Below are 23,981 nucleotides of genomic sequence, written 5' to 3'. Positions count from 1 at the left end.
AAAGTATGAAATTAATTAAAACACAGTCTTTACTCCTCGTGCTACTTTTGCTTTCAGCAACAGGATGCAAAGAGAAGATTGAGACTCCCTTCTCAGGGAAAGATAATAGACTACTAGAGCTATCTCTCACCGATAGCAAGGGCCATAAGTATACCGCCTCTCTTATTGATGAGAATGTTTTCCAGATAGAGGTGCCCTCTGATGCCGACCTCTCAAGTGCCAAAGTTGCTTATCGCATAAGCGATCAGGCACAAATCTTACCAAAGCCAACGGAGATCGACAATTGGAATAACGACCAAGCTTTCCAGGTTCGCTCTTACTCTGGGGAGCACCGTACTTATCTTGTCAAGATAGCCAGATCCTTTACAGAGGCTCCAAACAGCGTCAAACTAGTGACAGATGATGATGTTAAAGCTTTTGTGGCAAAGGGGGTAAGACACGTAGAGGGGCATCTGATCATTGGAGCCACCACTGGTACGGACTCCATTAGCAATATTGATGCACTGACCACGCTCGAAAAGGTGGATTATAATATCATCATCAATCCTACCTACAAGGGGAAAGACCTCTCAGGACTACGAAATGTGAAGGAGGTTGGAAGCATCTTCCTGCAAAGCGATAAACTACAGAATGGTACCTTCCGACACCTGAAAAAGGTATATGGCGATATTGTCATTTCAGGAGCATCTCTGAATGAAGTCGCCTTCCCCGAATTAATCGCTCTTGATGGTCAATTGAAAGCCACCAAGGCAATGGTAAGGGAGCTCTCCCTCCCCAGTGTAGAAGAGATCGGGTCAATCCAACTTGAAGAGTGTAGTCAGCTAAGCACGCTTACTGCACGCCAGCTTAAAAAGATCAATGGTGATTGGAGGCTTAAAAACCTCGCCAAATTATCCACAGTCACCACGCCAAAGCTTGAGGTGATCAGTGGCAATTTGAAGTTCGAGACACTCAAAGTGCTCGGAGTATTGAGTCTCAATAAGCTACAGTCCGTGGCTGATATTGAGATGAGTGGTGTGGCTATCAGTCAATTCTATTTGAGTGAGCTCAAAGAGTGTGGCAAGCTATCTATTAATGCTACCTCTCTTTCTGCCCTCATTGCACCGCACCTAGAGAGCATCCATGGTGACTTCATACTCAATGGGTGTGGACTCTCCGATCTCAATCAGTTTGGAGTAAAGACGATTGATGGCAAGCTAGAGTTTACAAATCTCTCAAAGCTACAAGATATAACCGCCTTTGCCAATCAATTGAAGAAAGTAGCGAGTGTATCACTAGTCGATATCAATGCTGGTGGCGTTTGGGACTTTAGCAATACAGGCATTGAGGGAATCATGCTAGAGCGGTGCCGAAATGTAGAGGATCTTATCCTTCCAAAGGTGATGAAGAAAGTGGAGATAAAAGGTGACGCCATGATGCAAGTGAAGCAACTACTCAAGATGAGTGGGGTGGAAGAGGTATCAGGAATCTTTAAGGTGTCCAACTATCACCTAGCAGAGCCACAAGAGGTTCAGATAATGCTCACGAAAGCAGGAGATATTATAATGGACTGCTCGAATATGCTTTCCCTTAACTTCCCACTATTGGAAGAGGCTAAGAAAATAGATTATAACTACAGTTCATCAGCATTCGATGGAAGGAATAAGGAGATTCAAGCTCAATGTGCTATGAAAAAACTAGTGGCACCAAAACTACAATCGGTAGAGAAGATGAGCTTTAACCTACACGACTTGGAGATGCTAGATATGCCACAGCTCAAGACCATTAGTGACGAGCTAGTGATCCAATGCTATTGGCCTAAAAATGCCAATAATGTACTGACTAACCTCAACGGTTTATCGGCACTCGAAAAGGTGAAATCAGTAGCTTTTACCCATCTTAAGGCTTTCAATGACTATTCATTCCTAAAAAATGCAGTAGCCAATGGCAGCCTCTCTAAATTGAATATTAGAGGCTCTCTATACCAGCCAAGTTTAGATGATTTGAAAAACGGAAATTTCATTCAAGATTAGTACAAGGTTATGATACATAAAAAATCAATCATATTACTGATGGGATTGCTACTCCTTTTAAGCACTCTTACAGGGTGTAAAAAAGTAGATCCCTTTAGCGGAGAAGATAATTTCTTCCTCTCCTTTCAGCTGACAGCACCAGATGGTGAAGCCTATAAAGGTAGCGTACAAGGTGATGAGATAACGGTCAGAATCCCCTCCAATGTCGCCCGTACATCGCTCACAGCGAAATACAACCTCAGCGATTTGGCATCTGTTTCGCCCAAGCCCGAAGAGGTAAAAGGGTGGATGGAGTCTCAGACCTTTACCGTCACTTCTTATAGTGGTGCCACACGTACCTACACCGTAAAGGTGCAGTCTACCGACGTAGCACTTAATAGCGCCATTCACCTGACGACCGATGAGGAGGTGGCACAGTTCTTAACCCAAGGGGTGGATATCATCAATGGAAATTTGATCCTCGGATCAGAAAACGCCGAAGATAGCATCCACTCACTAGAGGGGCTTGCTAAGCTCAAAGAAGTTAGATACAAACTCATCCTGCACAGCAATGTAGTAGCCGACCTATCACCCCTCAAAGGACTAGAGCGCATCGGTTCTCTACAATTCATGGGTAATAATGATAGCATCAAGGTTATTGACCTTCCGAATGTTAAGTCAATCCCCAATGGATTTCAGATCAATTGTGATTCGCTAAAAAGCATCTCTATGCCAATGCTCGAGGAGATGGGGACGGTATCCATTGAGGCTGAAAATCTAACCGATTTCCAGATCCCTAGCGTCAAAGGTCTATTTGGCAACGTATCAATCAAGGCAAGTCAATTAAAAGCTTTGGACTTACCTGAGCTCATGGTAGCACAGAATATTCACCTCAATAAATCAAGTTACTCAAAACCTCTAGAGCTGACTTCCTTTTCAATGCCTAAGCTAGAAATGGTTGAATCCATAAAGCTCGAAGAAGCTGAGGCGCTAGAAGCATTCAGCCTCCCAGCTTTGAAGAAGGCTGATAAGATAGATATATCTATGCTTAAGTCTTTGACCACATTCGATCTATCTAGTCTTAAAGAGGTTGAGGAGATAAAGTTTGAAAGCGATTGGCGAGGTGATATGAGCAATAAGCTCATCAAAGAGCTAGCTTTCCCAAAGCTCGAAAGGGTAAAGACCATACAATTTGAGCGTGACCCATTCAAGGCACTAGAGAGCTTGATATTCCCAGAGCTTACGGAAGTAGACAAACTTTACATCCCTGATAACCTAACCAAGTACGAAGCTCCAAAGCTAGAGAAAGTAAATACCCTTTTGTACGTAAGTGGCTATCTACCAAGTGTTTTTGATCATATCAAGAGCATTCCTAGACTAGAGATTGATCTTACCGATGATGAGAATAGGGTAGTGGATCTGATAGACCTCAGCCATGTTCAATCTATTGAAAACGTAACCATCAGCCCATATACCATTGGGAAAATAATCTTTCCTGAAACTATTAGCGGGGATGTAGTGATTAGCTACAATGGCCGACCTGTGACCAAGGCACCCATCATGGAAGGGCTAAAGGAGTGCCAAAGCTTTATGCTTGAATTGGCTCACGATATGGAGGAGGTGGAGTTGCCTGCGACCCTTGAAAAAATATCAAAGGGTCTCAAACTAACTAGCAACTTCAAGAAAGTCACAGCCAAGGGATTAAAAGAAATAGGTGAAAACCTAGACTTAGGAGGTGCCGCTACTGAGTACCTAGATATGCCTGCTCTGGAAAAAGTGGGAGGAGATCTAGACCTTCAGACTAAATACTTCAAGGATGCTAACCTCCCTAAACTAACAGAGGTAGGAGCCATAAAGTTTGGTGGCCGTGGCTACTGGGAGCAAAATGAGAGCCTGACACATCTAAACTTCCTATCACACCTTCAGAAAGTCAAGAGGGTGGAGATAGCGTACTGCACTGTGCTAATGGATTATTCGGGTCTCAAGCAGTTGGTGGAGAATGGTCAGATTAATGAATCCAATTGGACCAGCAGCAAAGTCAATAATAACCTCTATAACCCAACATACCAAGACCTTAAAGCAGGTCGATACAAGCTTCAATAATTAAGGAAACACTTACTGACCTATTAATGACGACTCTCCTCCATTTACCCTTCTGGATAAATGGAGGAGAGTTCTTTTATTTGGTCAGTTGGCTGATTAGGAGTTGATAGAGGACATCCCCGAAGCTGTAGAGCTTTTGCAATCCTTGGTTGGGAGGGTGATCTTGCTGGCACCAGAGGCCTCTAGCCATGCAGTGTCGGCAGTGGCACGCTTACCCTTAAAGCTAGATGCACCAGAGACCTCAATCTTGGCCTCCTTTACACGCCCCTTGTACTCCATAGAGCTAGCTCCAGAGAGATCTACAGATAGCTTACCTGTGATATCGCCATCTACCTCAATATCCGAAGCCCCAGAGGCATCAACAATGAGCTGCTGGATAGAGCCATCAAAGTCGAACTCGCTAGCACCCGATAGGATCACACTCATCGACTTTAGTGAGCCCTGAGCCTCAAAGCTACTTGCCCCCGAAAGGTCTACCTTGCGGATATTCAGAGCGTGGCTCTGCTTGATATCTACCTCACTAGCACCCGAAGCACTTACCTCCTCTAGCTTGGTCACATCGGTTACATAGAGCTTCACCTCGATATCATCTTCCCCAAAGTTGAACCATCTACGGCGAGACTTCTTCTCACGGGATAGAGTGAGCTTGCCATTTTCAAAGGTGTACTTAAAAGTACCGCCCTTGCCCTCCTCCACCACTACCATCTCATTTTTGGTAGAAGGGATAATCTTCACCTCAATAGAGTGGCTCACCTGTAGCCTCGTAGGGCTATCATTGAGCGAGATAGTCATAGGGGTTTGTGCCTGAGCACTTAGTGCCATGGCACCAATTAGCATCAGTGCTATTACAGATAATCTTCTAACTATTGTCTTCATACTTATAATTCTTCTTTTTAATGATTAGTGAATTACTTTCCGACAGCAAGATACAAAGAATTCGGTAGTTTGCAAAACAAACAACCACTTTTTATCTCCGCATTTCCTAAGTAACGACTGCCCCGAGAGACCTCCATGAGTTGGCGAGTGCTCAAAGCCCTTTGTCGGGGTGCCTAATCAAGGGTACCTTATCGGACAAGTCGGACAGGTCGGACGGCCGAGGGAATGGTGGTGGATTTGGCCTCCCCTCATAGGAGGTCAGATGGATCCTAGTCCCTAATCGAACCTCGAGAGCCGGAGACTAGGGGTTTATGAAACCACCCACCCCCACCATTCAACCCCTTGAGGGTTGGACCTGGATCAGTTAGATTTTTCTTTGAGTGTAATGATTACCTCATCACCATCTACATGGAAATATTCAAACATCTCATTTATGCCTTCAATCATCTTTTCTGCTGACCTATTATGGTAAAAAACCAGCCTTTTATCTCCAGAATAGTTATTTGGTATTTTTTTCAAGACCGTACCATCAACTAAGGCATAACGAGTATTAAAGCTTGGAATTTCTGGATATAGTTCTTCATCTTTCCAATTGATTACGCTAGGGTTTTTCCCTTGCTTTAGATGAGTAGTTAGATCATTGACAAGCACTTCGTATTGGTTGGGGTAGTTCCGTTTAAGGTGTTGAAGTATTGCAAAATATAAGTGGTTCCACCTATTTTCCTTATAGACTTTACCTTCAATTGTTACACTTTCTGGCTGTCTAAACTTTACAAAGGATTTTGCATCTGAATCAGTTATAGAAAACTTTCGTATCTCGTTATCTTCAATCCGCTCATTCCAGTTGTTAACAATTTGATATTCATCTGGGAGTTCATACGCATTTAAGAATAACTGAATCATCTGCTCTTGGTGTTTGAGTATTGCTTGCTCATCCCACCGCTCTACTGAAATAATATCAAGTCTGTAACTTAAAGCAGATTCTCCAAGCTTCTGCTTCTTTGTCTCAAACGATCGATTGCTAATCTCCATATTATATTCAGTTAGGATAAGATTCCCTATGTTGTGGAGGTATTTACTATGTACTTCTTGATGGTCTTCTCCCAATTCTTGCTCCCAAATAGTGGTTAATTTTTGGGGCATAATATGTTCAATCGTTATTAATGGATCTCTATAATCCACTGATACCTTAGATCTCTTTTTCTCCATATCACCAAGGATAAGCTTTGAATAGTTTCTTAGCTCATTATAAAAAGGCAAGGTCTCGAGAGTACTGCGTATCTCCTTATCATTTGGCATTCTTAGGAAATAAGGCAATTGCTTTATTATTTGTAGGAAGTCGGTTTCTCCGTTAGCCATTTCAGGAATATATTTAGTCAACAAAGGCATATTCTTATTTTCTCCGCTGGTCAAATCACATACTCTTCTTCGTATTAAGTATGTCTTAATCATTCGGAGAGTATTTAGCAAGGCATCATCGGACAGTTTCTTCTTTCCATTAATTCCTTGATGACTAATCAGCAACCCCATCACGAAAGATTTAAATGGGTCTGACTTAATACCCTGAAAGATATCAATTAGTAAGTCTTTTACTTCCTTGTTAAATCTTTTGTCTTCAGTGAGACGTGGGGTATAGTCGGGGTCAACGATTGCCAAATAGTAGTGTGCCACTTCTGATATCTCAAGAATAAGCAGTTGTTTATCTTCATATTCTGATGCAACTCTTTCTTTGAAAATGGAGTATAATTGTTTAGCATTACTATCGCTAGCTGTCACTAAATACTCCGAGAGCTTGTATTGTGTAAAGTCCCGTAAGTAATTTGAAGTCTCTTTTCTGGTTAGTTTCTCCTCAATCATGGGGAACCAGCACTGCTCGTAGGCTTCTGTCTGTTCTTCACTATTCAAACCTAGAAGAATATAGTTGCGAATAAGGTCAGATAGGGTAAGTGGCCTACCAAGAGAATTGAGTGTTTCAAATATAATCTGTGGATCCTCTCCCTTATAAGGATCATTTTCAAGATTGATTACAGCAAGATTTATTCGCTCTAAGATACTGACGAAATGCACAGTTTCCAACCTAGGAACTCTTTGCATAAGTGCCTTCAACTCTCTACAAAAATAAGTGTAGGCATTAGTAATCAAACCTGAAGGAGCTTTCTTGCCAGTCACTATAGCTTTATAGCAATCCCAGTCTGCAGTAACTTGCTTTAGTTTGATTTTCTCTTCATATTTTGAGTCCGAACTATAAAAGAAAGCTTGGTCAGTACCTTCTCTTTCATCATCGGACATGGGAAATGTATCACGAAGAGCAAGAAGGAAAAGCAGAGTAGTGGTTATTCTCTGCTGCCCATCAACAACAATAATAATATCTTTATCAAGGCTTTGGTATTCTCTCTTGACTACAAGCGTACCAAAGAAATGCTGTAGCTTTGGCTCTTTTCCAGAAAGTTCCGACTCAAGCAATCTTGTAATATCATGGAAAAAGCGACTTAATTCGGGCTTACCCCAAGCGTATGATCGTTGGAAAGGGGGAATAAAGAAGGGCGAAGTATTGCCCATAAGTAACTCTCTGACATTCTTAGACTCTACTCTCATAAACTATATATAATCTGTAATACAATCATTTTCAAACAAATATATAGATAAATAATGAGTAAACCTAGAATGATTTATGGCATTTGTTTGGCATTTGTGGTCGCACCAGTATCGGCTAGTGCGACCGCAAGGGTCGATGGATAAACCGCAATCCCTTTCCCCCCGGTCGAGGCTCGTAGAGCCGAAGACCGGAGGCTATCTGAATGGCACCCTGTCGGGTGCTTTTTGGCGACAATTTATTGCCCGAGTGGGACGAGTCGGAGCCCCAATAAGTTGCTGACGGGGTACGGGTGTCTGACTCGTCTGACTTGTCTGACCTGTCCGACTTGTCCGATGAGGCACCCATTGTCCAATGAGCCACCCCTTGGGTGTGCTCTCATCTAAGCAAAAACCGAGATGCAACTAAGCATTTGCTTTGTTGCATCTCGCCGATCGCTTAGTTGCAACTCGCCAATTGCTTAGTAAGATAATTATAAAAATATATCTATCTGAAAATAAAGAAGTTACCTTGTTGGTATAACTAAACAGGTAACGATTTGGAAACGAGCGAGCTACTTGGCTTTGCTGTTTTCTGCCTAACAAAGAACGCTTGTTATTCTGTTTGCAAAGATAATACTTTGTTACCGAATAACAAGCATTTTTAATGAGATATTCTTCTTTCTGCATTTTGTTCAGGCGTGAGTTATAATCCCCTTCCACGTTTCTTCTTTCTGTTAGCTTGGTATCTGAGTTTGCGCTGCCATGCAGCTTCGGCATAGTCATTGCCTTGCGTAGTAGGTGTAATCAAATCGCCTAACTCTTCCACAACTTCATCGGCTGCGCTAACGATGGTGTCTGCCACCGCACCAATGGGATTCTGCACTTGTGGTGTGTCATTGTCTCGTGAAATTGAGGAGCGGCTTGGAGGTATGAGTTGATAACCTGTATCGGGATATTTGTTCTTGTCTGTTGGCTCTTGTACTGTTTGATGTGGTTTCCTTGACTCTTCCTTGTTAGTTGGTTCAAAATTCTTTTGCAAAGAACGGTAGCCGAACTCTCTGCCGATTTCGGATGCCTTGAATGTATATCCTCCGTATGAGAACTTCAAACCATAGACCTTGCCCTGCTTGTTCTTCATACGCTCTATGGTAATGCCGTTCTTGTTCAACTCGTAAAGGAACATGGAATGCCCGGTGATACCTATACCTTTGTACTTGTCAAGCAGGGCATAGCAGATTTGTTGTACTTGCTGTTTTGTCTGCTCTCTTATTGGACTGGCTTTTGGCTCCTGATGCTGCTTTTTCGCCTTGACCTCCTTTGCGATGGTCAAGCCTTTCTCCCGACTGATTTCCTCCGCCATCCTTGCTGCCCTGTTGCTCACAAAAGTGGTATCATAGACTTCTCCGTACAGACTGATGCGGTTGGCAATGATGTGAATGTGTGTGTTGTCGGTGTCCTTGTGCGTTACCGCCACCCATTGATGGTTGTCAAGTCCCATTCGCTTGGCAAACAAATGGGCGATCCGCATCAGTTCGGACACGGGCAGTTTTTTCTCGTCCTGCGGTGCGATGCCGATTTCGATACGGAGAAACTTGTTCCTGCAACGGCTGTTGTAATCGCTGACTACTTTCATTTCCTCATAGATTGTCTTTGGATCTCTGCTGCAAAGATTGTGGAATGCAAGCCGACTACCGAGTTTGCCTTCCCTGAAAATATAGTCCAAAGCTGTGCTTCCGTGCGCTATCGCCTTGCATTTACCTATCATTTCTTGTTAGATTTAAGACCTTATATATTTCATCATCCACCCGAAAATGCGGGTCGTAAAACCGCTTAAATGCCTCTTTGGCACATAGCGAAAGGTTCTTGGTGATATGTAGCCAATCCTCGTCCTTGAGCTTGATGAGATTGGAAATCTGCCCATAGAACCTTCCTGTATGTTGGAGAATGGCAATGGCTTCCCTCTCATTGTCTGTCATCTTGGGAACAGCTATTACTTCTCTGTTAAGGAGTATCTCACGGCAGTACTCTGAGAACTTCCGCCCTGTACTTTCCGCTTTTGACTTGATACGATGCTTCTCCTCTAAGGTGCATCTTACTTTGATGAACTCTGTCTTGTTCATCCGCTGTTCTTCCTTATCCCGTTGCTGCCATCGGGCAGCTTTTCCCTTGTATCTGCTCATATAAGTTTTTTTGAAAGTTAATCATTGTAGATGATTCGTTGTTGCTTAATTCCTGAACACTGACCGATGAGAACGGAGTGATTACGGTTTTATCTCCCCGATAGTCTGACGAGGGGAGCAAGGGCAGTTTGTGGGTACAAACTGACGTCTTGCAATGTCAGTGAAAAAGCCGATAACGCCCGAAGCGTTTCTTTACTTGAAATCGAATGCACTGCATTCATTGTCTAACTACGTTCGTGGCATTCCCACCGTTCAATTATTGGGTCAAGAATATGGTATTCATTTTTCCGAGAAAGGGTTGAGGGTTTTGCACAAAAAGGTCATCACTTTTTTTGAAATCCTCACCTTTTTTTCGTGCTTACAGTTTCCTCCATTTCTCTATATCTTCTCCGTACTCATCTAAATGGCTGCGCACGAGGTTCTCCACAAAGCTCGAAAGATTGCTGCCCCTGTCGCCCAATCTTCGCACGGTGAGGTCTGCACGTTCCTGTGTTTCCTTGCTCAGATAGACAGCCTTTCTATTGCTGAGTTTGGTAGGCAAAAGATAGGCTTGCTTGTAGGCTTCAAGCGTTTCCTTCCTCATTTTGGTACTGATGCGTTTCTGAACGGGTGCATTCTCTGGCAGCCTTGCTTGTTCAGTTTTGTGTGAAAGCTCGGTACACCGTGATACCTCTGTGTTCTGTAATGGCTCGACATCCTCTGATGGCTTACCGCTCCGTGTCATCTTTGTGTGCTGCTGGCTACTTCTTCCGAGCTGTTCTTCTTCGTTACCACCTAAATAATATGAAAGGTCATACTCTACCTCTGTTGTTTTCTTCTTTTCCATTTTTCTATCTTATTTTATGTTTAACTTGTTTTACCTTTATGGAGTTGCTTTGCATTTGCTGCATCACCTGTGATTGTTTCTTCTGTTGCTCACGTACCCTATGTACGTGATATTCGTTGAGGTCTTTGAAGTTCCTGTAATGCACGGACATATTCTCCACCTTAAAACCTGCCTTTACGAAATCTGCCGTAGCTCTGCGTCCTGCTTCATCATTGTCAAAGAATGTACGAATAGAAAACACCTGTCTTTCATTGAGGTAGCGGATGCTCCTCGCTACATTGCTTACGGAGTTCATCACAAGACAGTGGTTGGTAAATTCTTCTTTCATTGAAAGAAAGGATAGAAAGTCCATAAATCCCTCGAATATACAGACAGGATCAGCCTTGTCTGTAAATATCGGAGTAATGTCCTTTGGTGCTATTGTTCCCTTGAACATACCGTTATCTCGAAGCTCATAACCTCCCGATTGATTGGCGAAACCAATGGCTTGGTAATGAAGACCTCTTACCTCATAGCTGATACAACGCAGAAAGGGCATAGCCTTTTCTATGTTGATACAGCGTTCTTCCGTGAGGTATTTCTGCAAGTGGGGTGGCAAGGTGTCTGATATACCTGTCAGTCTCCTTGCTCCGTTTGCAGATGCTGCTTGTCTGATGCTTTCCTGCTTGGAAGAGTCTTGTACACTCTCTCTTTGAGGATTACACACTGTATAATCGGGAGCGTTCCGCCCCAAAAGGCGGATGGCTTCCGACAGCGTGCAACCCTCTAACCGCATACAAAGGTCGATAATACTTCCGCCTTTGCCTTCGGCATAATCTATCCAAAGGTTCTTTTCTGTGTCCACCTTGAAACTTGGATGCGTGTCTTCACGAAGCGGTGAATGGTAAAGGGCATAGGCTAGTGTCCTACGCACAGATTTGATACCTTTCCTTTCAAGGTACTCCACAATAGAGTATCGCTTGATGCGTGATAAATCTTCTTCTTTCATTGTCATTATAATTATTGGTTGAACATTTATTCATTCTGATTTTATATCGGATTATATTTTGATTATGCTGATAGCGCAAACTTCATTGATGCTTTTTTGCTTCCTAAAGCTTTTCCCCTAAAAACTTTTTTCACTTTCTTCTTACTACATACTTCTTTAATGTAAGTTATTAATAATCAACAATACTTTGCAGTAAACGATGATACTACACACTCTACTACATCAAACTACTACAGCTATTTACCAGTGGGCAGGGGTGGATTTTCCTAATCTTATAAACATAGACAGGACTACAACCCTCACGCCTCTTGCTTACCTTTTCAAAGCCAGCTCTTTTGAGTGCTTCGCCCATACGTTTGAGTGTCAAGGGTGGATGCGTATAAACACCTAAATAAGCGAGTATTTCGGTAGTGGTCATGTAAGCACAATGAGAATTGTCCTCCATTGGCTTCTCAAAACAGCACGACAAGAGTTCCATTTCTGCGGTCTGCACTTGGAAGTCCTCACTCTCCTTGTAGAGTTCAGCTATCTCGTCATCGTCAAACCAATATCGAAAGCCTGCGTTTAACAAGGATTTAGCTTCGGTATAGACGGCATCCATAGAAATAGCTTTAGCTCGTTCTATGTCAATAGATAGCACCTCAAAGGGAAGAAATCGTCTGCTGCCTGTCGGGTCGGTCAAGAAATCATTGCCGTTTACCGATGCCACGAAGCTCGCCAAGTGCGGATGTTCCTCCACATACTTGTCATAGGGCATACGGTATTTGACCATCGGACAGGTAATAAGGTTCTTGAGTTCATTCTCATCACGCTTGTTGAGGGCTTTCAGTTGGTCGTCAATGTTCACGATAAGGTTCTGCCCGATATAAGTAAGTGTGTCCTTCTCCTGCGGATATATTTTTCCTGTGTAGCTGTAACCTTTAAGCGCAGGCGGACAAAGCAAATCAAGAAAGGAGGTCTTGAACTTTCCCTGCTCCCCTGTTAGTACAAGACAGGTATGGTTACGGCATTCACGGTCGTCCATAGCGTTGGCAACCACTGCAACAAGCCATTTGGTAAGGTACGGCAGCCACTTTTCGGAGTTACGGACGGTAACGCACGATGCAAGATTGGCGATGGCGCATTGGTTTATCTCTATCTTGTACAGCACTTCTGAAGCATCAACCTCTGGCAAAGCCTTGAAGTATTCCTGTATGGGATTGATACGGGGAGAAAAGCTGCTTTCGATGATGGAATAGAGATTATCAGCGGAAGTGATGATGCCTTCCTCGCTATCAAGTTCCCTGCGAAAGGTATTGATGTCATAACGGCTGACCTTGCTATACACATTGGCACACTTGGGAGAAAACTCTGTTCTGCCAAGTACAGTGTTGAATCTGAAGTCATAATGGGTGGAGAGGTAGCTTTCTATCTCCTTGTTTTTGGAAGTTTGCCTACTATGCTTCGGCTTATCTTCTGTGCGTATATTGCTATTGTCTGCGTACTTCTTCATAATCATCCTAAAATGGTTTCTGAAAGTGAAGTTAAGGAGGATAATTCTGATAGCCAAGCATTCTCGGTGTGCTTGCATAATGTTGCATAGACTTGCTATAAAATTCCTTGTAGGAAATCATCAAACATCTTAGTTTTTAGTGGATTAAATGGAGAAATCAAAGGATAAAAGGAAATGATACAAATACCAATAATTGATTGGCTTTGTAACAAACCACATTCAAATGCGGTATTCTGCACATTTGGGTAGTGAACTATAAGTAAAGGAATAACAAAGAACGGATAAGGCGAAAATAACTACCTATTTAAACAAAAAGCAATCCACAAAAAGATGTAAGCAAAAATTAAGAGCTTATCTCTATGTTCTCAGAAATCTTAGAACAAGGCAGAATACTTATGCCAAATGGTAGGTTGTATCTCTATATCTATTGACAGTGAAAGAAGAATAGTGGGCGTATTAGCGTTGATAACGACAAGGAATAAGGAAGGGAATTTCATCGTATTTCCTTTGTTTTCCCTGCTGTTCCTTAGTGCTTTGAGCATAAGGAAACTATCCCTACTTTTGCATCGTGCTGGGGCGCAGAACGCTGCAACACAAGAAAACAGTAACAACGAGCAAAACAATAGAAGTATGGGATATTTGATAATTACAGACCAGAACTGGCAGAAACTAAGGGACGAGATATTAAGTCTTGCAGACTGCTGCCACAAGGCATTTGGAGAGAAGTGTAAGCATACCGACTGGCTACACAATGGTGATGTGTGCAAGTTGCTTAACATCAGCAAGCGCACCTTGCAGCATTATCGTGATACAGGCGTGCTGCCATTCGCACAAATCGGACACAAGTGTTATTATAAACGTGAGGATGTGGAAAGGCTGCTCCTTACAAAAACTGACAAACCTAAAAAATAAACAAGTTATGGAAACGGCAAAAGATTTGAATTTTGGCTCGGACGATATGCAGGTGGTGCTTACCGCACTGCATGACGTGGTCAGAAGAATAAGGGAAGTGGCAGAGACGCACAAGCCATTGTTTGGCGGTGAGCATTTCCTCACGGGTAAAGAAGTGTGTGAGCGGCTGTATATCAGCCCTCGCACCTTGCAGGATTATAGGGATAGAAAAATTATACCCTATACGCAGTTTGCTGGGAAGATGCTCTATAAGGCTTCGGATTTGGAAAAGTTACTGGAAGAATATTACAAGTTATAATCGAGTAGGAGGTAAACACCCATGATTAGTGTTTACCTCCTACTCCTAAGATTAGCACAAAATTAATACTGGAATATTACAAAACACACAAAAGGTTTGTGGATAAATAATCTCTCAAACCTTTTATGTGTTCTATTTTACTTATGAAATACAAATGATTATTCAATTGCAACCCAATTACATGATCCACCATTAGAATCTGTTGTGGCATAATACAATTTTGCTGTTACATTTGAACCAGATGCTGCTAACTTTACAACAACATCTGTATTTGTAAAAAGTGTTCCTACTTTAGTTTTTGCATTCCAACCTCCGAAAACAAAAGTTTTACATGTATAAACAGGGGCTATTGCAGCATTAGTTCGACAAGTAAACTTTACGGAACTCTTATCGAAAGTTGGAAGAAATGCATCTGTACCTTCTTCTGTTCCATTAGTAGAAATATAGCCGTATTGGTTCTTTCCTTTATTTCCAGACCGTGTTAGTGCTTGTGGAACTTCTTTGGACATCCTATACTTTTTAGATTCTTCTTTTACATTTGGTAAGGAAACTTTTTCACCATGCAATCTAGCCTCAGTTATAGCTTTGTTTGTATTCTTCAAATCTTGTAATACGGAATTATACAAATCAGCATCTACTCCAATAGTCTGTGCATCTTTTTCAGAAATATCTAAAGAGTATAAGCTATCTTTTATTGAGATGTAATTAGAAAGGATAACAGCAGCAGCTCGTTTATCCTTGATTTCTTTAGGAATACTGTTTACCTCATTGATAGGAAGTGCCAGTGCTTTCGCTTCTTCTATTTGTGAAGAATATGCCCTTGTTTTTATGTTATTTGGGTTCTTTTGAATACAAGAATCATCATTAGAGCATGATGTTAACACTCCTACAAATAATGCTAATATGAAAGTAAGAGTGTAAAGGGTTGTTTGTTTTGCTTTCATAACTGTAAGTTTTTAGAGTTTTATAAATAAATACGTTGCGAATATATGTACTTTTCATGAAAAAAGCAAGTAAGTAGGCAACTTTTTTCTTCATCTGCCTGAAAAATACCTAAAAATAATGATAGTGGTTATTGAACTTTTTATAGATATACCTAAGCAGTGAAAGAAGAAGGGTAAGCGTAGTTACTATGTAGTACCATTTCGATGATAACCTAACTACTCGTTAATCCTTTATCTTTCACCGCTTTACCTTTAATGTAGTTATGTAGTAAGATATAACAGTGAAAGAAAAAGGATATAATCAGTAGTCTGTATAACTGCCACTCAGCACCCCTGTGTGACACCTGTATCAACAATAATAGGAATGAATGTTGGCGCAGGAGATTGCAGCCTTTGGCAGAGATATTTCCTAAACATACCTGCCTCTACGCTGTTCAGATGAAAGGAAAGGGCGATGATAATGGGCAAGGGGCAGAGTGGCGCATAACTCTCCACGCTATCCCCCTGCTTACTTATGCTGCTGGTAGCATTACCTGCTTCTATCTCATAATACTTTAAGCACATAGTCTGTTTTATAAGCTTGACCTTATGATTAACTTTCTGCCAACTAACTCCGAAAAACTTTGCCAGTTCGCCCTCCGTCATAGCAACCTCTCCCTTGCCTTGACGAATAACACGCATACCATCGCTCCACTCAAAAAAGCTACGCTTGATAGCTTTTCTTGTGTTATCGTTGGACTGATTACACTCTGACTTTCTTTGGTCGTCCTTTTGATGATGCTTTGCTTTCATATTTACACCTCTTTCATTGATTATCTGTTATCATTTTGTGATGCCCAAAAGTTCATTTTCCTCTCTGACCGCATTCCACGGCTAAAAAACATATCCTTTCCGTTCATGGATTGGTAGTATGTAGTCATACCGTAGTTGCACATATAGTCATCTACCAACTACAACGTAATCCTTTCTCTTTCACTGTGTTACCTTGTATTTTAGTAATGTAGTAAGATAACAGTGAAAGAAAAAGGATTGGTACATATTCAGCTATTGATACCCCTGTCATATATGATGATAGGAATGACAGAGTTCCTTGGACGCATCAACTCACTGTACACATGCTTTCTGAACAGGTGGGCTTCTACGCTGTCAAGTTGAAAGGAAAGGGCGATGATTGTCGGTAGTGGGTAAAGCGGTGCGTAGCCCCTTACCTCCTTATCTGTGACAATCTTCCTTTCACCTGCATTCCTTTCATCTGGAGACAGGATGGAATCTTCGGTTATCGCCCGAAGTCTGCCACAGACTTTCCTCCATGTCACACCAAAGAACCTCGCAAGCTCGCCCTCGGTCATGGCTACATCGCCTTTTCCCCTGCGGATAACCTGCATACCATTTCCCCACTCGAAGTAGCTACGCCCCGTGTCCAGACGGATTGCAGCCTTGGTCTTTATTCCATCTTCCGTATTCATGCCGTTTCCTCCATGCTTTTGTTTCTGCCTGTGTTGGCAATAGCCATTGTACCTATGGTAATAGTTTCCTTTACCGTTACCTTATCATCCTCTTTGTTCTTTTCCTGATGTTTGGCGATGAGTCTGTCCATATCCTCCGAAATCTTGCAGTCCGTTACCTGCGCATAAATCTGCGTACTTGCAATTGATGCGTGTCCCATCATCTTGGCGATACTCTCAATGGGGATACCTGCACTTAGACACATCGTTCCGAAGGTATGTCTTGCCATGTGATAGGACAGACGTTGCTTGATGCCACAAGCCTTGCCTACTATGCTTAACTTCGCTGCTAACACACTTCTGCTGCAACAGGGTTGAAAGATAAGACGATTATCCATATTCGTGTTATTGCTTTCTTCTTTCACCGCTTGTAATTGCCTTTGCTGCTCGATAATCGTCTTGGCTATGGGATGTAACGGCACAATGAACTCCTCCTTGGTCTTCTGACGCTCCTTTCTTATATACATCTGTCCGTCCGCTGCGCTCTTGATATGCCCAAACGTCAAGTGTTCCATATCCGTAATGGCTAAACCTGTGAAGCAGGAGAAGATGAACATCCGCCTTGCAAGTTCGGCATCGCTATCACATATCTTCATTGCCATCAGGTTTGCTACATCACTCTTGCTAAGAAAACGAATTGCCTTTTCCACCTTTTCATATTCCGCATGTTCAAATGGGTTATAACGAATGATACGCTGACTTACTGCACGGAACATCAAACGGCTCAGCCAACAAAGATAATTGTTGATAGAAGATCCTTTCAACCCTTTCTTTTTAAGAAAGAATCGGTATTCCTCAAACAGTTCCTCCGTTATACTTCGGATTTCTATATCCTTACTCTCTAAGTCCTTTATAAACTCGCACAGCATTCTATTCGCATAGCAAAGGTTAGTGTATGTACCTTCTGCTTTTGACTTGCCCACACTTTCCTTTACCGATTGTAGTTCTGCATTGCTAAGCTCCAACAAAGTGGTGGGAGAAGTTGCTATGCCTTGCAATCTGTTTTTAAGCAGTTCAGCACTTATCACCCCGTCTTTTAGGAGCAGTTCCTGATAGGTCCTTTCTACTTGTTCTCTGAATGATTGCAGGCGAAGGTTTGTTTTCTTATCTGTAGTTATTCCTTGCTTGGCATTCCACTCCGCAGGCTTACATTCTTCGTTTGTAGTAATGACAGAGTTCTTGCCATCTATCGTGATACGGCAGAGTATGGAGGTAAGACCATTTGCTTTGGTCTTTTGTCTGTTGATATAAAACAGTGTCTTGAATGTACTTCTCATAATGATTTTAGTTTTAATACTACTATTGCTAAATACTCATCTGCATATCCTCCGTGAAAGAAAGGAAACGCTCAAACTCCAAAAACAGCTTCTGTGGCGTAACCTTTGCATACCGCTCGGTCATACTCACGTTACTATGCCCCAACATCTTGCTCACCGTTTCTATCGATACTCCTTGTTCAAGGGTAATGAGCGTGGCAAAGGTATGCCTTGCCGTATGCGTGGTAAAGGGAAAGGCTATGCCTGCTCTTAGACGCAATGCTTTAAGATACGATTGATAGGTGGCATATTTCATCTGTGGCAATAGGCTTTCCCTTTCATCGCTCTTGTACTTCTCTATTATCCTGATGGCTTCAGGCAACAACTTGATACGGCAAAGTACGCCTGTCTTCTGCCTGTTGAACTTCAGCCAAAGGTTTCCTTCGTCATCACGGACAAGATACGACCTGTTTAACTCCATCAAATCGCAATAAGCTGCACCTGTATGGCAGGCAAAGACAAACAAGTCCCTTGCAGTTTCCATTTCCTCCTCCAACTCTCCAAACTGTATGTTCATTAGTTTGTCAAGCGAACACCTATCAAGAGCTTTGGGTAGTTTCTTGTCGCCTTTGCTTACCTTGACTTTGTCAAACAATAAAATATCGGCTAATCCTTCACGATAAGCCAATCTGCATACCGTTTTCAGATGGGTAGCAGCATTATAGAACGTACTTTCCTGAAACCCGCAAATCCCCATAAAGTATTGTTGGAAGTCGTAGATAAATTGTTCGGTAAGCTGTGAGAAAGCCAAATCAGCAACCTTATACCTCTTTTGTATAAAGTTCTGCAAATGGGTACGAGTGGAATGATAGCCAAATATACTTCCCTCCTTGATGTCAATGCCGATATGGTTTTCTTTCTCTTTGATGAGCCTATCTAGTCTTTCAATAAGCATACATTTAGATTGAACGCTTCCTTGAAATTCCTCTTTTATATCAGTTGCATCAAATGGGCAACCTTTGGATAGCAGAGACTGATAGGCTGTTTGGACGGATAGCAGCAGACTTTCCAATCTGGCATTCACTTCCACTGCCTCACGACTCTTTCCGTCCATTCTGCTTTCACGGGGATTCCACAAATCGGGATTGCAGGATAGCTTGCAACTGAACTGCGCAATACTCCTTCCAAGCGTGATACGTCCCATAATGGGAGCCTTACCCTGCTTATCCTTTCCGCTCTTTTTGAGGTAGAGCAACACCTTCATTTTCTCTGTTTTCATACGCCTTAATTTTTATGGGCAAAGTTACCCGAATTAAAGCGTTCTTCACTTATGCAGAAAACTGCCAACCGTAGCAACAGCCACACGAGCGAAAATAATTCAGTTACCGAACATTACTCCATCGTTACCTATGACGAAATCGGGTAACGCTCTGGTAACTGAACTTCTGCCTAAATCTGCACATTATGACCCTTTTTGAAAAGAGTACTTCTATGCAAATTATTCCGTTTCCTGCTCATTATCAGTTAGTTTTCCACAACTTCGACTTTTCTTCATTTTCAAGGATTAGTTGCGTTCTTGCAACTCAACTTTTGCTCTCATAGATGGTCACTTTTTCTGACCACACAGCAGGTTTTTTTAATCTATAGAAAAAAGGGTCGGGCATCACGAGGAGCCCGACCCTTTTGGATTTGTTTTTCTCTATCTATAAGGAGATTACTTAGCGAAGTGCTTATTGATGGTGCCCCAATCCTCTACTGCTGGGATCACGCCCATCTCAATCACTTGATTGCGTAGGTCTACCAGGTGCTTGTAGCTAGCCTCTAGCTCGGCCATCTCCTCTGGTGTGCCCTCAGGCATATTGTAGGTAACAATACCATCCTTGCCGATCTTGGTATCCATTGCCATCATGATGTTTTGGAACTTATCATTGTTCACGAAAGTACCTGCTGGCCATGGGAATTCAGCACCACCCATAGCAGCAGCAATCATCTCGATAGAGCAGTATGCTGGGCTCTGGAATGATGAGCGACCACGTAGCTTGATGATATTAGCACCACCCTTAGTGGTCTTGGTACGGATCTCCTCCCACTGCTCCTTGGTCAGTTTGTCGGTACCCATGTAGTCCTTCAATGGCTTGCCAGCGATCTTGGCATTTGATGCAAAGACTGCCATCTGCTCACCGTGGCCACCGAAGGTGCGTGCACCAGTAACCTCGGACTGAGCTACACCGAAGTGCTTAGCTAGCTCGCTCTGCAGACGAGTACTATCGAGTGCTGCAAGAGTAGTCACACGGCGTGGGTCAATGCCTGCGTGTAGCATGGTTACGAGACCGGTGATATCGGCAGGGTTGAAGATGATTACCACGTGCTTTACATCGGGGCAAAGGCGCTTGATGTGCTCACCGAGGTCGGCAGCGATCTCGCTATTACCCTTGAGTAGGTCCTCACGAGTCATGCCATCCTTACGAGGGGCGCCACCTGAGGATACGATGTACTTAGCTCCCTTTAGAGCCTCCTCGAAATTGTCGGTAAAGGTCATGTTGAGACCCTGGAATCCACAGTGCCGGATCTCCTCTGCCACGCCCTCAAGACCAGGGAGATAGGGGTCGTATAGGCAAATATTTGGGGTGAGGCGCATCATAGCTGCTGTCTGTGCCATATTGCTACCAATCATACCTCCTGCTCCGATGATCACGAGCTTGTCGTCAGTCAAAAAACTCATAAGATATAAACTTTATATTGTGAAAATAATACCGTCATCTAATACTTCCACAAATGTAATAAAGAATTTTGTAAATAAATAATATTCGCCATAGAAAATGCGGTGGCGGGCAATATAAGGGGGTAATCAGACAAGTCGGACGAGTCGGACAGGTCAGACGAGTCGGTGGGGGAGTGGGTGAAGCCCGAGGGCTTCCATGGCCTAATAACCCGTATGTCTGGGGTGCCTTGGGTGGAGAACCTCCGCGAGGTCCTGACCATAGACATTCCAATTAATACCAAACGGCAAGACCCTTCTAATGCGTAACCTCTGGACTATCCCCTTAGTGAAAGGTAGATTTGCTCTTGGATGCGGGTGCGGATCTTGAGCTGTGAGAGCTGGTTATTCCACCGTTTTGGGGCGCCTCTATTGGAGAGAAAGATGTAGACAATCTCATTTTGGGGGTCTATCCAGCAGCAGGTGCCGGTGAAGCCGGTATGCCCATAGGTGGAGAGGGGTGCAATATCGGCCACGTTGCCTACCTTGCCTTTGCCACGGTGTCGATCGAAACCGAGTGCATAGGGGGAGCCGGGGCGGCGGGCTGTGGTAAACTTCTGTACCGTATTGGGTTTAATATACCTGTGACCGTCGTAAGTGCCGCCATTGAGGAGCATCTGTAGGAGTGGAAATAGCTCCTCTGCTGTGCCAAAGAGCCCGGCATTGCCCGATACTCCTCCTAGCATCGCTGCTGCCTCGTCATCCACATCGCCACGGAGGGTTTGGTGGCGAAGGAATTGATCCTTTTGCCCTTCGGCTATCTCGGAAGGGGCAAATCGTGCCAAAGGGCAGTAAGTGAGTCGCTTTAGCCCAAGTGGTGTGGCTAGCTTTTCCATAAAAAGTTGATCGAGTGGCATCTGGTAGCACTGCTCGAGCACTTCTTGCAATAGCAGAAAGTCAATGTCACTGTAGCGGTAACCCCGCCGACGGAGCTGTGCATCGCGGATCTCCTCACGCATCATCTCCCTTACCGAACGGTGGAGGTAATATCCCTCGGCGAAGCGGATAGGGTAGTCCTCACTCTGCTCTCTACTAACCAATGATGGGAGGTAGGAGAAGTCGCGCCTTGCCCACGCCTTTCGGGCGATCTGAATGGGAAAGCCGGCTTGGTGCCGATAGGTGATTAGTGGCGAAGGATAGCTTTCTTGGTCGATGAGTGAGAGGTAAAAATTGATCACCGCGGGCATCCCCCCTGTATGAAAAAGAAGGTCGGCAAGTGTTACCGACTCCTTATTGCTTCCTTTGAGGAAATCGAGGTGCTTACCTAGTGGATCCTTTGTAGACAACCGCCCCTCGTCCTCTGCCATCATCAGCAGCGGTACAGTGGCGACTGCCTTGGTGACACTGGCGAGGTCGTATAGGGTGGCGGTGTTATTGGGCTCCTTTTTTCCGCTATCTTTGTAGCCAAAGGCCTTGCTATAAACCACCTTTCCCTCCTTCGCCACTAGTACCTGGCAACCAGGGTAGGCGCCTTTCTTCACCCCCTCGAGGGCGATATCATCTATCTTAGAGAGGAGGCGGCTATTGAGACCCACGGCCTCGGGCTTGGCGAAGGTGAGCCCTTTTCGCTCTAGAGGAATGCCTGCTCCCGCCTTGAAAAGTGGGGGTAGGTCAACTGGTAGCACCCCACTCATGGGAAGCTGACCGAGTAAGGCACGTCCGACGGCTGTCTGGGCATTGACACTACTATCGTAGCCCATCACCACCGCCTTTGCCTCGGTGATCACATCCTTGAAGTGCAGTGCGGTGTAGGGATTGGTGAGGAAAAGCAAGACTACCGACCTATCGCGTGCCAATTGAAGGAGCCCAGCATCGGGCCGTGCCCTTTCGGAGGTGATAGCGACTAGTACCACAGGGCTTTTGTGAAGCTTTTGGTAGGTCGCCTGTCGCTCCTTACTACCTGCCTTCACGCCAATGCCGTAGCTGCTAACTGTGCCACCATTGCGGAGTACTTGTAGGAGCTGAGGGGTCCTAGAATCTCCATAACGCAGGAGGGCTATCTCACTTTTTCCAGCGAATGGAAGGAGTGACTCATTATTCTTCAGTAGGGTGACACTCTCCTCGTAGATTCTAGTGTGAAGTGCCTTGCTCTGCTCATTATTAAGGTCGGCAGAGAGGGCGGTGGTTGGCAGTAGCGCCCGATTAGTTGCCCCAAGGAGATGTTTCCACGCAAGTACTTTTCGGCAACGACGTAGCACCTCACTGCGGTCTATCTCTCCCGCTTTTAGTGCGGTGAGCAGCTCTGCTAATGCCTTTTGGGGTGAGGGTGGTGCCAATAGAATATCATTGCCAGCCTTGAAAGTGGCGACAGCGACAGAGCCTTTGCCTACATTGTCTATCACCCCTTGCATCGCTAGCCCATCGGTGAAGATGAGCCCCTCGAAGCCGAGTTGCTCCTGCAGTAGTTCGGTGGTGATGGCGTGGCTTACACTGGCCGCTTTTCGGCTGCTATCTAGTGCGGGAACAGTGAGGTGTCCTGTCATAATACCCCCTAAGCCCTTCTGGATAAATTGGGTGAAGGGGTAGAGCTCTACCTCCTCTAGCCGTGCTCGGTCGTGCGATATCACGGGTAAAGCTTTGTGGGAATCGACCTTGGTATCACCGTGACCGGGGAAGTGCTTCGCTACCGCCAGCACTCCTAGGCTCTCTAGCCCTTGACCATAAGCTAGTACCAGCTTCGCTACCTGCTGAGGGTCGGAGCCAAAGCTACGGGTACCGATGACTGGATTGAGGGGGTTGTTATTGACGTCGGCGACAGGGGCGAAATTGACCTGAATACCCATCCGCTTCGCCTCCTCTGCTGTGGCTCTACCATACTCAAAGGCAGTGGAGAGGTTGTTGGTGGCCCCCAGCACAATGTTTCGAGGCCATCGGATAGTGCCAGAAAGACGCATCGAGAGTCCCCACTCGCCATCCATCGCCACCAGCATCGGGATCGTGGCTCTCTGTCGCATGCAATTGGTGAGGAAGAGCTGTCGCTCGGGCGTCCCTTTTTGCCAAAGGACGCCCCCGAAGCCACGTGCCACTAGGTGGTCCCACTCCTCTAGGGCTTTTTGTCCCTCTTTGGGGTAGACCATTGGCATAATCAGCTGAGCTAGAAGCTGCTCATCCGTCATCCCCTGCATCACGCTATCGGCATAAGCATAGGCCGCAACAGAACGAGCAGGATCCTTGATCATCGTTGGTGGGGTGCCCGCTTTTACAACGGGGCAACAAAGAAGTACCGCAAGGATACTCCCAAACATCTTATATATATTGTTTCTCTTCATAATCTTTGA

General features: G+C 44.2%; 18 protein-coding genes. 4 read left to right on the top strand and 14 right to left on the bottom strand.

Translation table 11 applies throughout. The annotated features are described in order from the left end of the window. Nucleotides 1-5 precede the first annotated feature (5 nt). Together MWL85_RS09270 and MWL85_RS09265 are read left to right on the top strand one after the other, a co-directional pair. Nucleotides 6-2,012, top strand: a complete 2,007-nt coding sequence (locus MWL85_RS09270) for a hypothetical protein (RefSeq protein ID WP_244400495.1) — start codon at nt 6-8, stop codon at nt 2,010-2,012. Between the two features lie 9 nt (nt 2,013-2,021). Then, entirely contained in the window at nt 2,022-4,094 is a 2,073-nt protein-coding gene (locus MWL85_RS09265; RefSeq protein WP_244400494.1) for a leucine-rich repeat protein, read from the top strand. Between the two features lie 96 nt (nt 4,095-4,190). On the opposite strand, the gene MWL85_RS09260 is transcribed toward MWL85_RS09265, so the two are convergent. The 7 genes from MWL85_RS09260 to MWL85_RS09230 form a co-directional block, all read right to left on the bottom strand. After that, on the bottom strand, nt 4,191-4,970 hold the full coding sequence (locus tag MWL85_RS09260) for a GIN domain-containing protein (protein WP_081605304.1): 780 nt from the start codon (nt 4,968-4,970) through the stop codon (nt 4,191-4,193). A gap of 360 nt (nt 4,971-5,330) precedes the next feature. Beyond that, a complete protein-coding gene (locus MWL85_RS09255) occupies nt 5,331-7,565 on the bottom strand; it encodes a DUF262 domain-containing protein (protein ID WP_018027885.1) in 2,235 nt (744 codons plus the stop codon). A gap of 682 nt (nt 7,566-8,247) precedes the next feature. After that, nucleotides 8,248-9,309: a relaxase/mobilization nuclease domain-containing protein gene (locus MWL85_RS09250; RefSeq protein WP_244400493.1), complete on the bottom strand. Its 1,062-nt coding sequence runs from the start codon at nt 9,307-9,309 to the stop codon at nt 8,248-8,250. Continuing rightward, complete coding sequence (locus MWL85_RS09245) at nt 9,299-9,724, bottom strand: plasmid mobilization protein (protein ID WP_244400492.1); 426 nt, start codon at nt 9,722-9,724, stop codon at nt 9,299-9,301. Before MWL85_RS09245 ends, MWL85_RS09250 begins: the two co-directional genes overlap by 11 nt. A 358-nt stretch (nt 9,725-10,082) precedes the next feature. Continuing rightward, nucleotides 10,083-10,550 carry a DUF3408 domain-containing protein gene (locus MWL85_RS09240; RefSeq protein WP_244400491.1) on the bottom strand — a complete coding sequence of 156 codons (468 nt, stop codon included), beginning with the start codon at nt 10,548-10,550 and terminating at the stop codon, nt 10,083-10,085. Nucleotides 10,551-10,554: 4 nt separating this feature from the next. Continuing rightward, nucleotides 10,555-11,538 (bottom strand): toprim domain-containing protein, encoded by a 984-nt coding sequence (locus MWL85_RS09235; RefSeq protein WP_244400490.1) that lies wholly within the window; start codon nt 11,536-11,538, stop codon nt 10,555-10,557. Nucleotides 11,539-11,755: 217 nt separating this feature from the next. After that, nucleotides 11,756-13,030 carry a virulence-associated E family protein gene (locus MWL85_RS09230; RefSeq protein ID WP_244400489.1) on the bottom strand — a complete coding sequence of 425 codons (1,275 nt, stop codon included), beginning with the start codon at nt 13,028-13,030 and terminating at the stop codon, nt 11,756-11,758. Nucleotides 13,031-13,432: 402 nt separating this feature from the next. Between MWL85_RS09230 and MWL85_RS09225 the strand changes: the two genes are divergently transcribed. Both MWL85_RS09225 and MWL85_RS09220 read left to right on the top strand, forming a co-directional pair. After that, the gene (locus tag MWL85_RS09225) at nt 13,433-13,942 is read left to right on the top strand and encodes a helix-turn-helix domain-containing protein (protein WP_231556641.1); all 510 of its coding nucleotides are present in this window, start codon (nt 13,433-13,435) and stop codon (nt 13,940-13,942) included. A gap of 7 nt (nt 13,943-13,949) precedes the next feature. Then, nucleotides 13,950-14,240: a helix-turn-helix domain-containing protein gene (locus MWL85_RS09220; protein ID WP_036882771.1), complete on the top strand. Its 291-nt coding sequence runs from the start codon at nt 13,950-13,952 to the stop codon at nt 14,238-14,240. A gap of 158 nt (nt 14,241-14,398) precedes the next feature. Here the strand turns inward: MWL85_RS09220 and MWL85_RS09215 are convergent, their stop codons facing one another. The 7 genes from MWL85_RS09215 to MWL85_RS09185 form a co-directional block, all read right to left on the bottom strand. Beyond that, nucleotides 14,399-15,184 carry a hypothetical protein gene (locus tag MWL85_RS09215; protein WP_052045691.1) on the bottom strand — a complete coding sequence of 262 codons (786 nt, stop codon included), beginning with the start codon at nt 15,182-15,184 and terminating at the stop codon, nt 14,399-14,401. Nucleotides 15,185-15,508: 324 nt separating this feature from the next. Further along, complete coding sequence (locus MWL85_RS09210) at nt 15,509-15,976, bottom strand: hypothetical protein (RefSeq protein ID WP_231556642.1); 468 nt, start codon at nt 15,974-15,976, stop codon at nt 15,509-15,511. Between the two features lie 248 nt (nt 15,977-16,224). Beyond that, nucleotides 16,225-16,650, bottom strand: a complete 426-nt coding sequence (locus MWL85_RS09205; protein WP_036930022.1) for a hypothetical protein — start codon at nt 16,648-16,650, stop codon at nt 16,225-16,227. Beyond that, nucleotides 16,647-17,966 carry a site-specific integrase gene (locus MWL85_RS09200; RefSeq protein ID WP_244400488.1) on the bottom strand — a complete coding sequence of 440 codons (1,320 nt, stop codon included), beginning with the start codon at nt 17,964-17,966 and terminating at the stop codon, nt 16,647-16,649. The genes MWL85_RS09205 and MWL85_RS09200 overlap by 4 nt, the downstream gene beginning before the upstream one ends. 28 nt (nt 17,967-17,994) lie before the next feature. Beyond that, nucleotides 17,995-19,224 (bottom strand): site-specific integrase, encoded by a 1,230-nt coding sequence (locus MWL85_RS09195; protein WP_244400487.1) that lies wholly within the window; start codon nt 19,222-19,224, stop codon nt 17,995-17,997. A 435-nt stretch (nt 19,225-19,659) separates the two neighbouring features. Further along, complete coding sequence (locus tag MWL85_RS09190) at nt 19,660-20,667, bottom strand: malate dehydrogenase (protein WP_018027886.1); 1,008 nt, start codon at nt 20,665-20,667, stop codon at nt 19,660-19,662. 314 nt (nt 20,668-20,981) lie between these two features. Next, the gene (locus MWL85_RS09185; RefSeq protein ID WP_244400486.1) at nt 20,982-23,972 is read right to left on the bottom strand and encodes a serine hydrolase domain-containing protein; all 2,991 of its coding nucleotides are present in this window, start codon (nt 23,970-23,972) and stop codon (nt 20,982-20,984) included. Between the last annotated feature and the right edge of the window lie 9 nt (nt 23,973-23,981).

This window comes from Porphyromonas somerae, assembly GCF_022845615.1.
Lineage (GTDB): Bacteria > Bacteroidota > Bacteroidia > Bacteroidales > Porphyromonadaceae > Porphyromonas_A > Porphyromonas_A somerae.
Note: the sequence above shows the minus strand (reverse complement) of the source record. Positions and strands in the feature narration are given on the sequence as shown.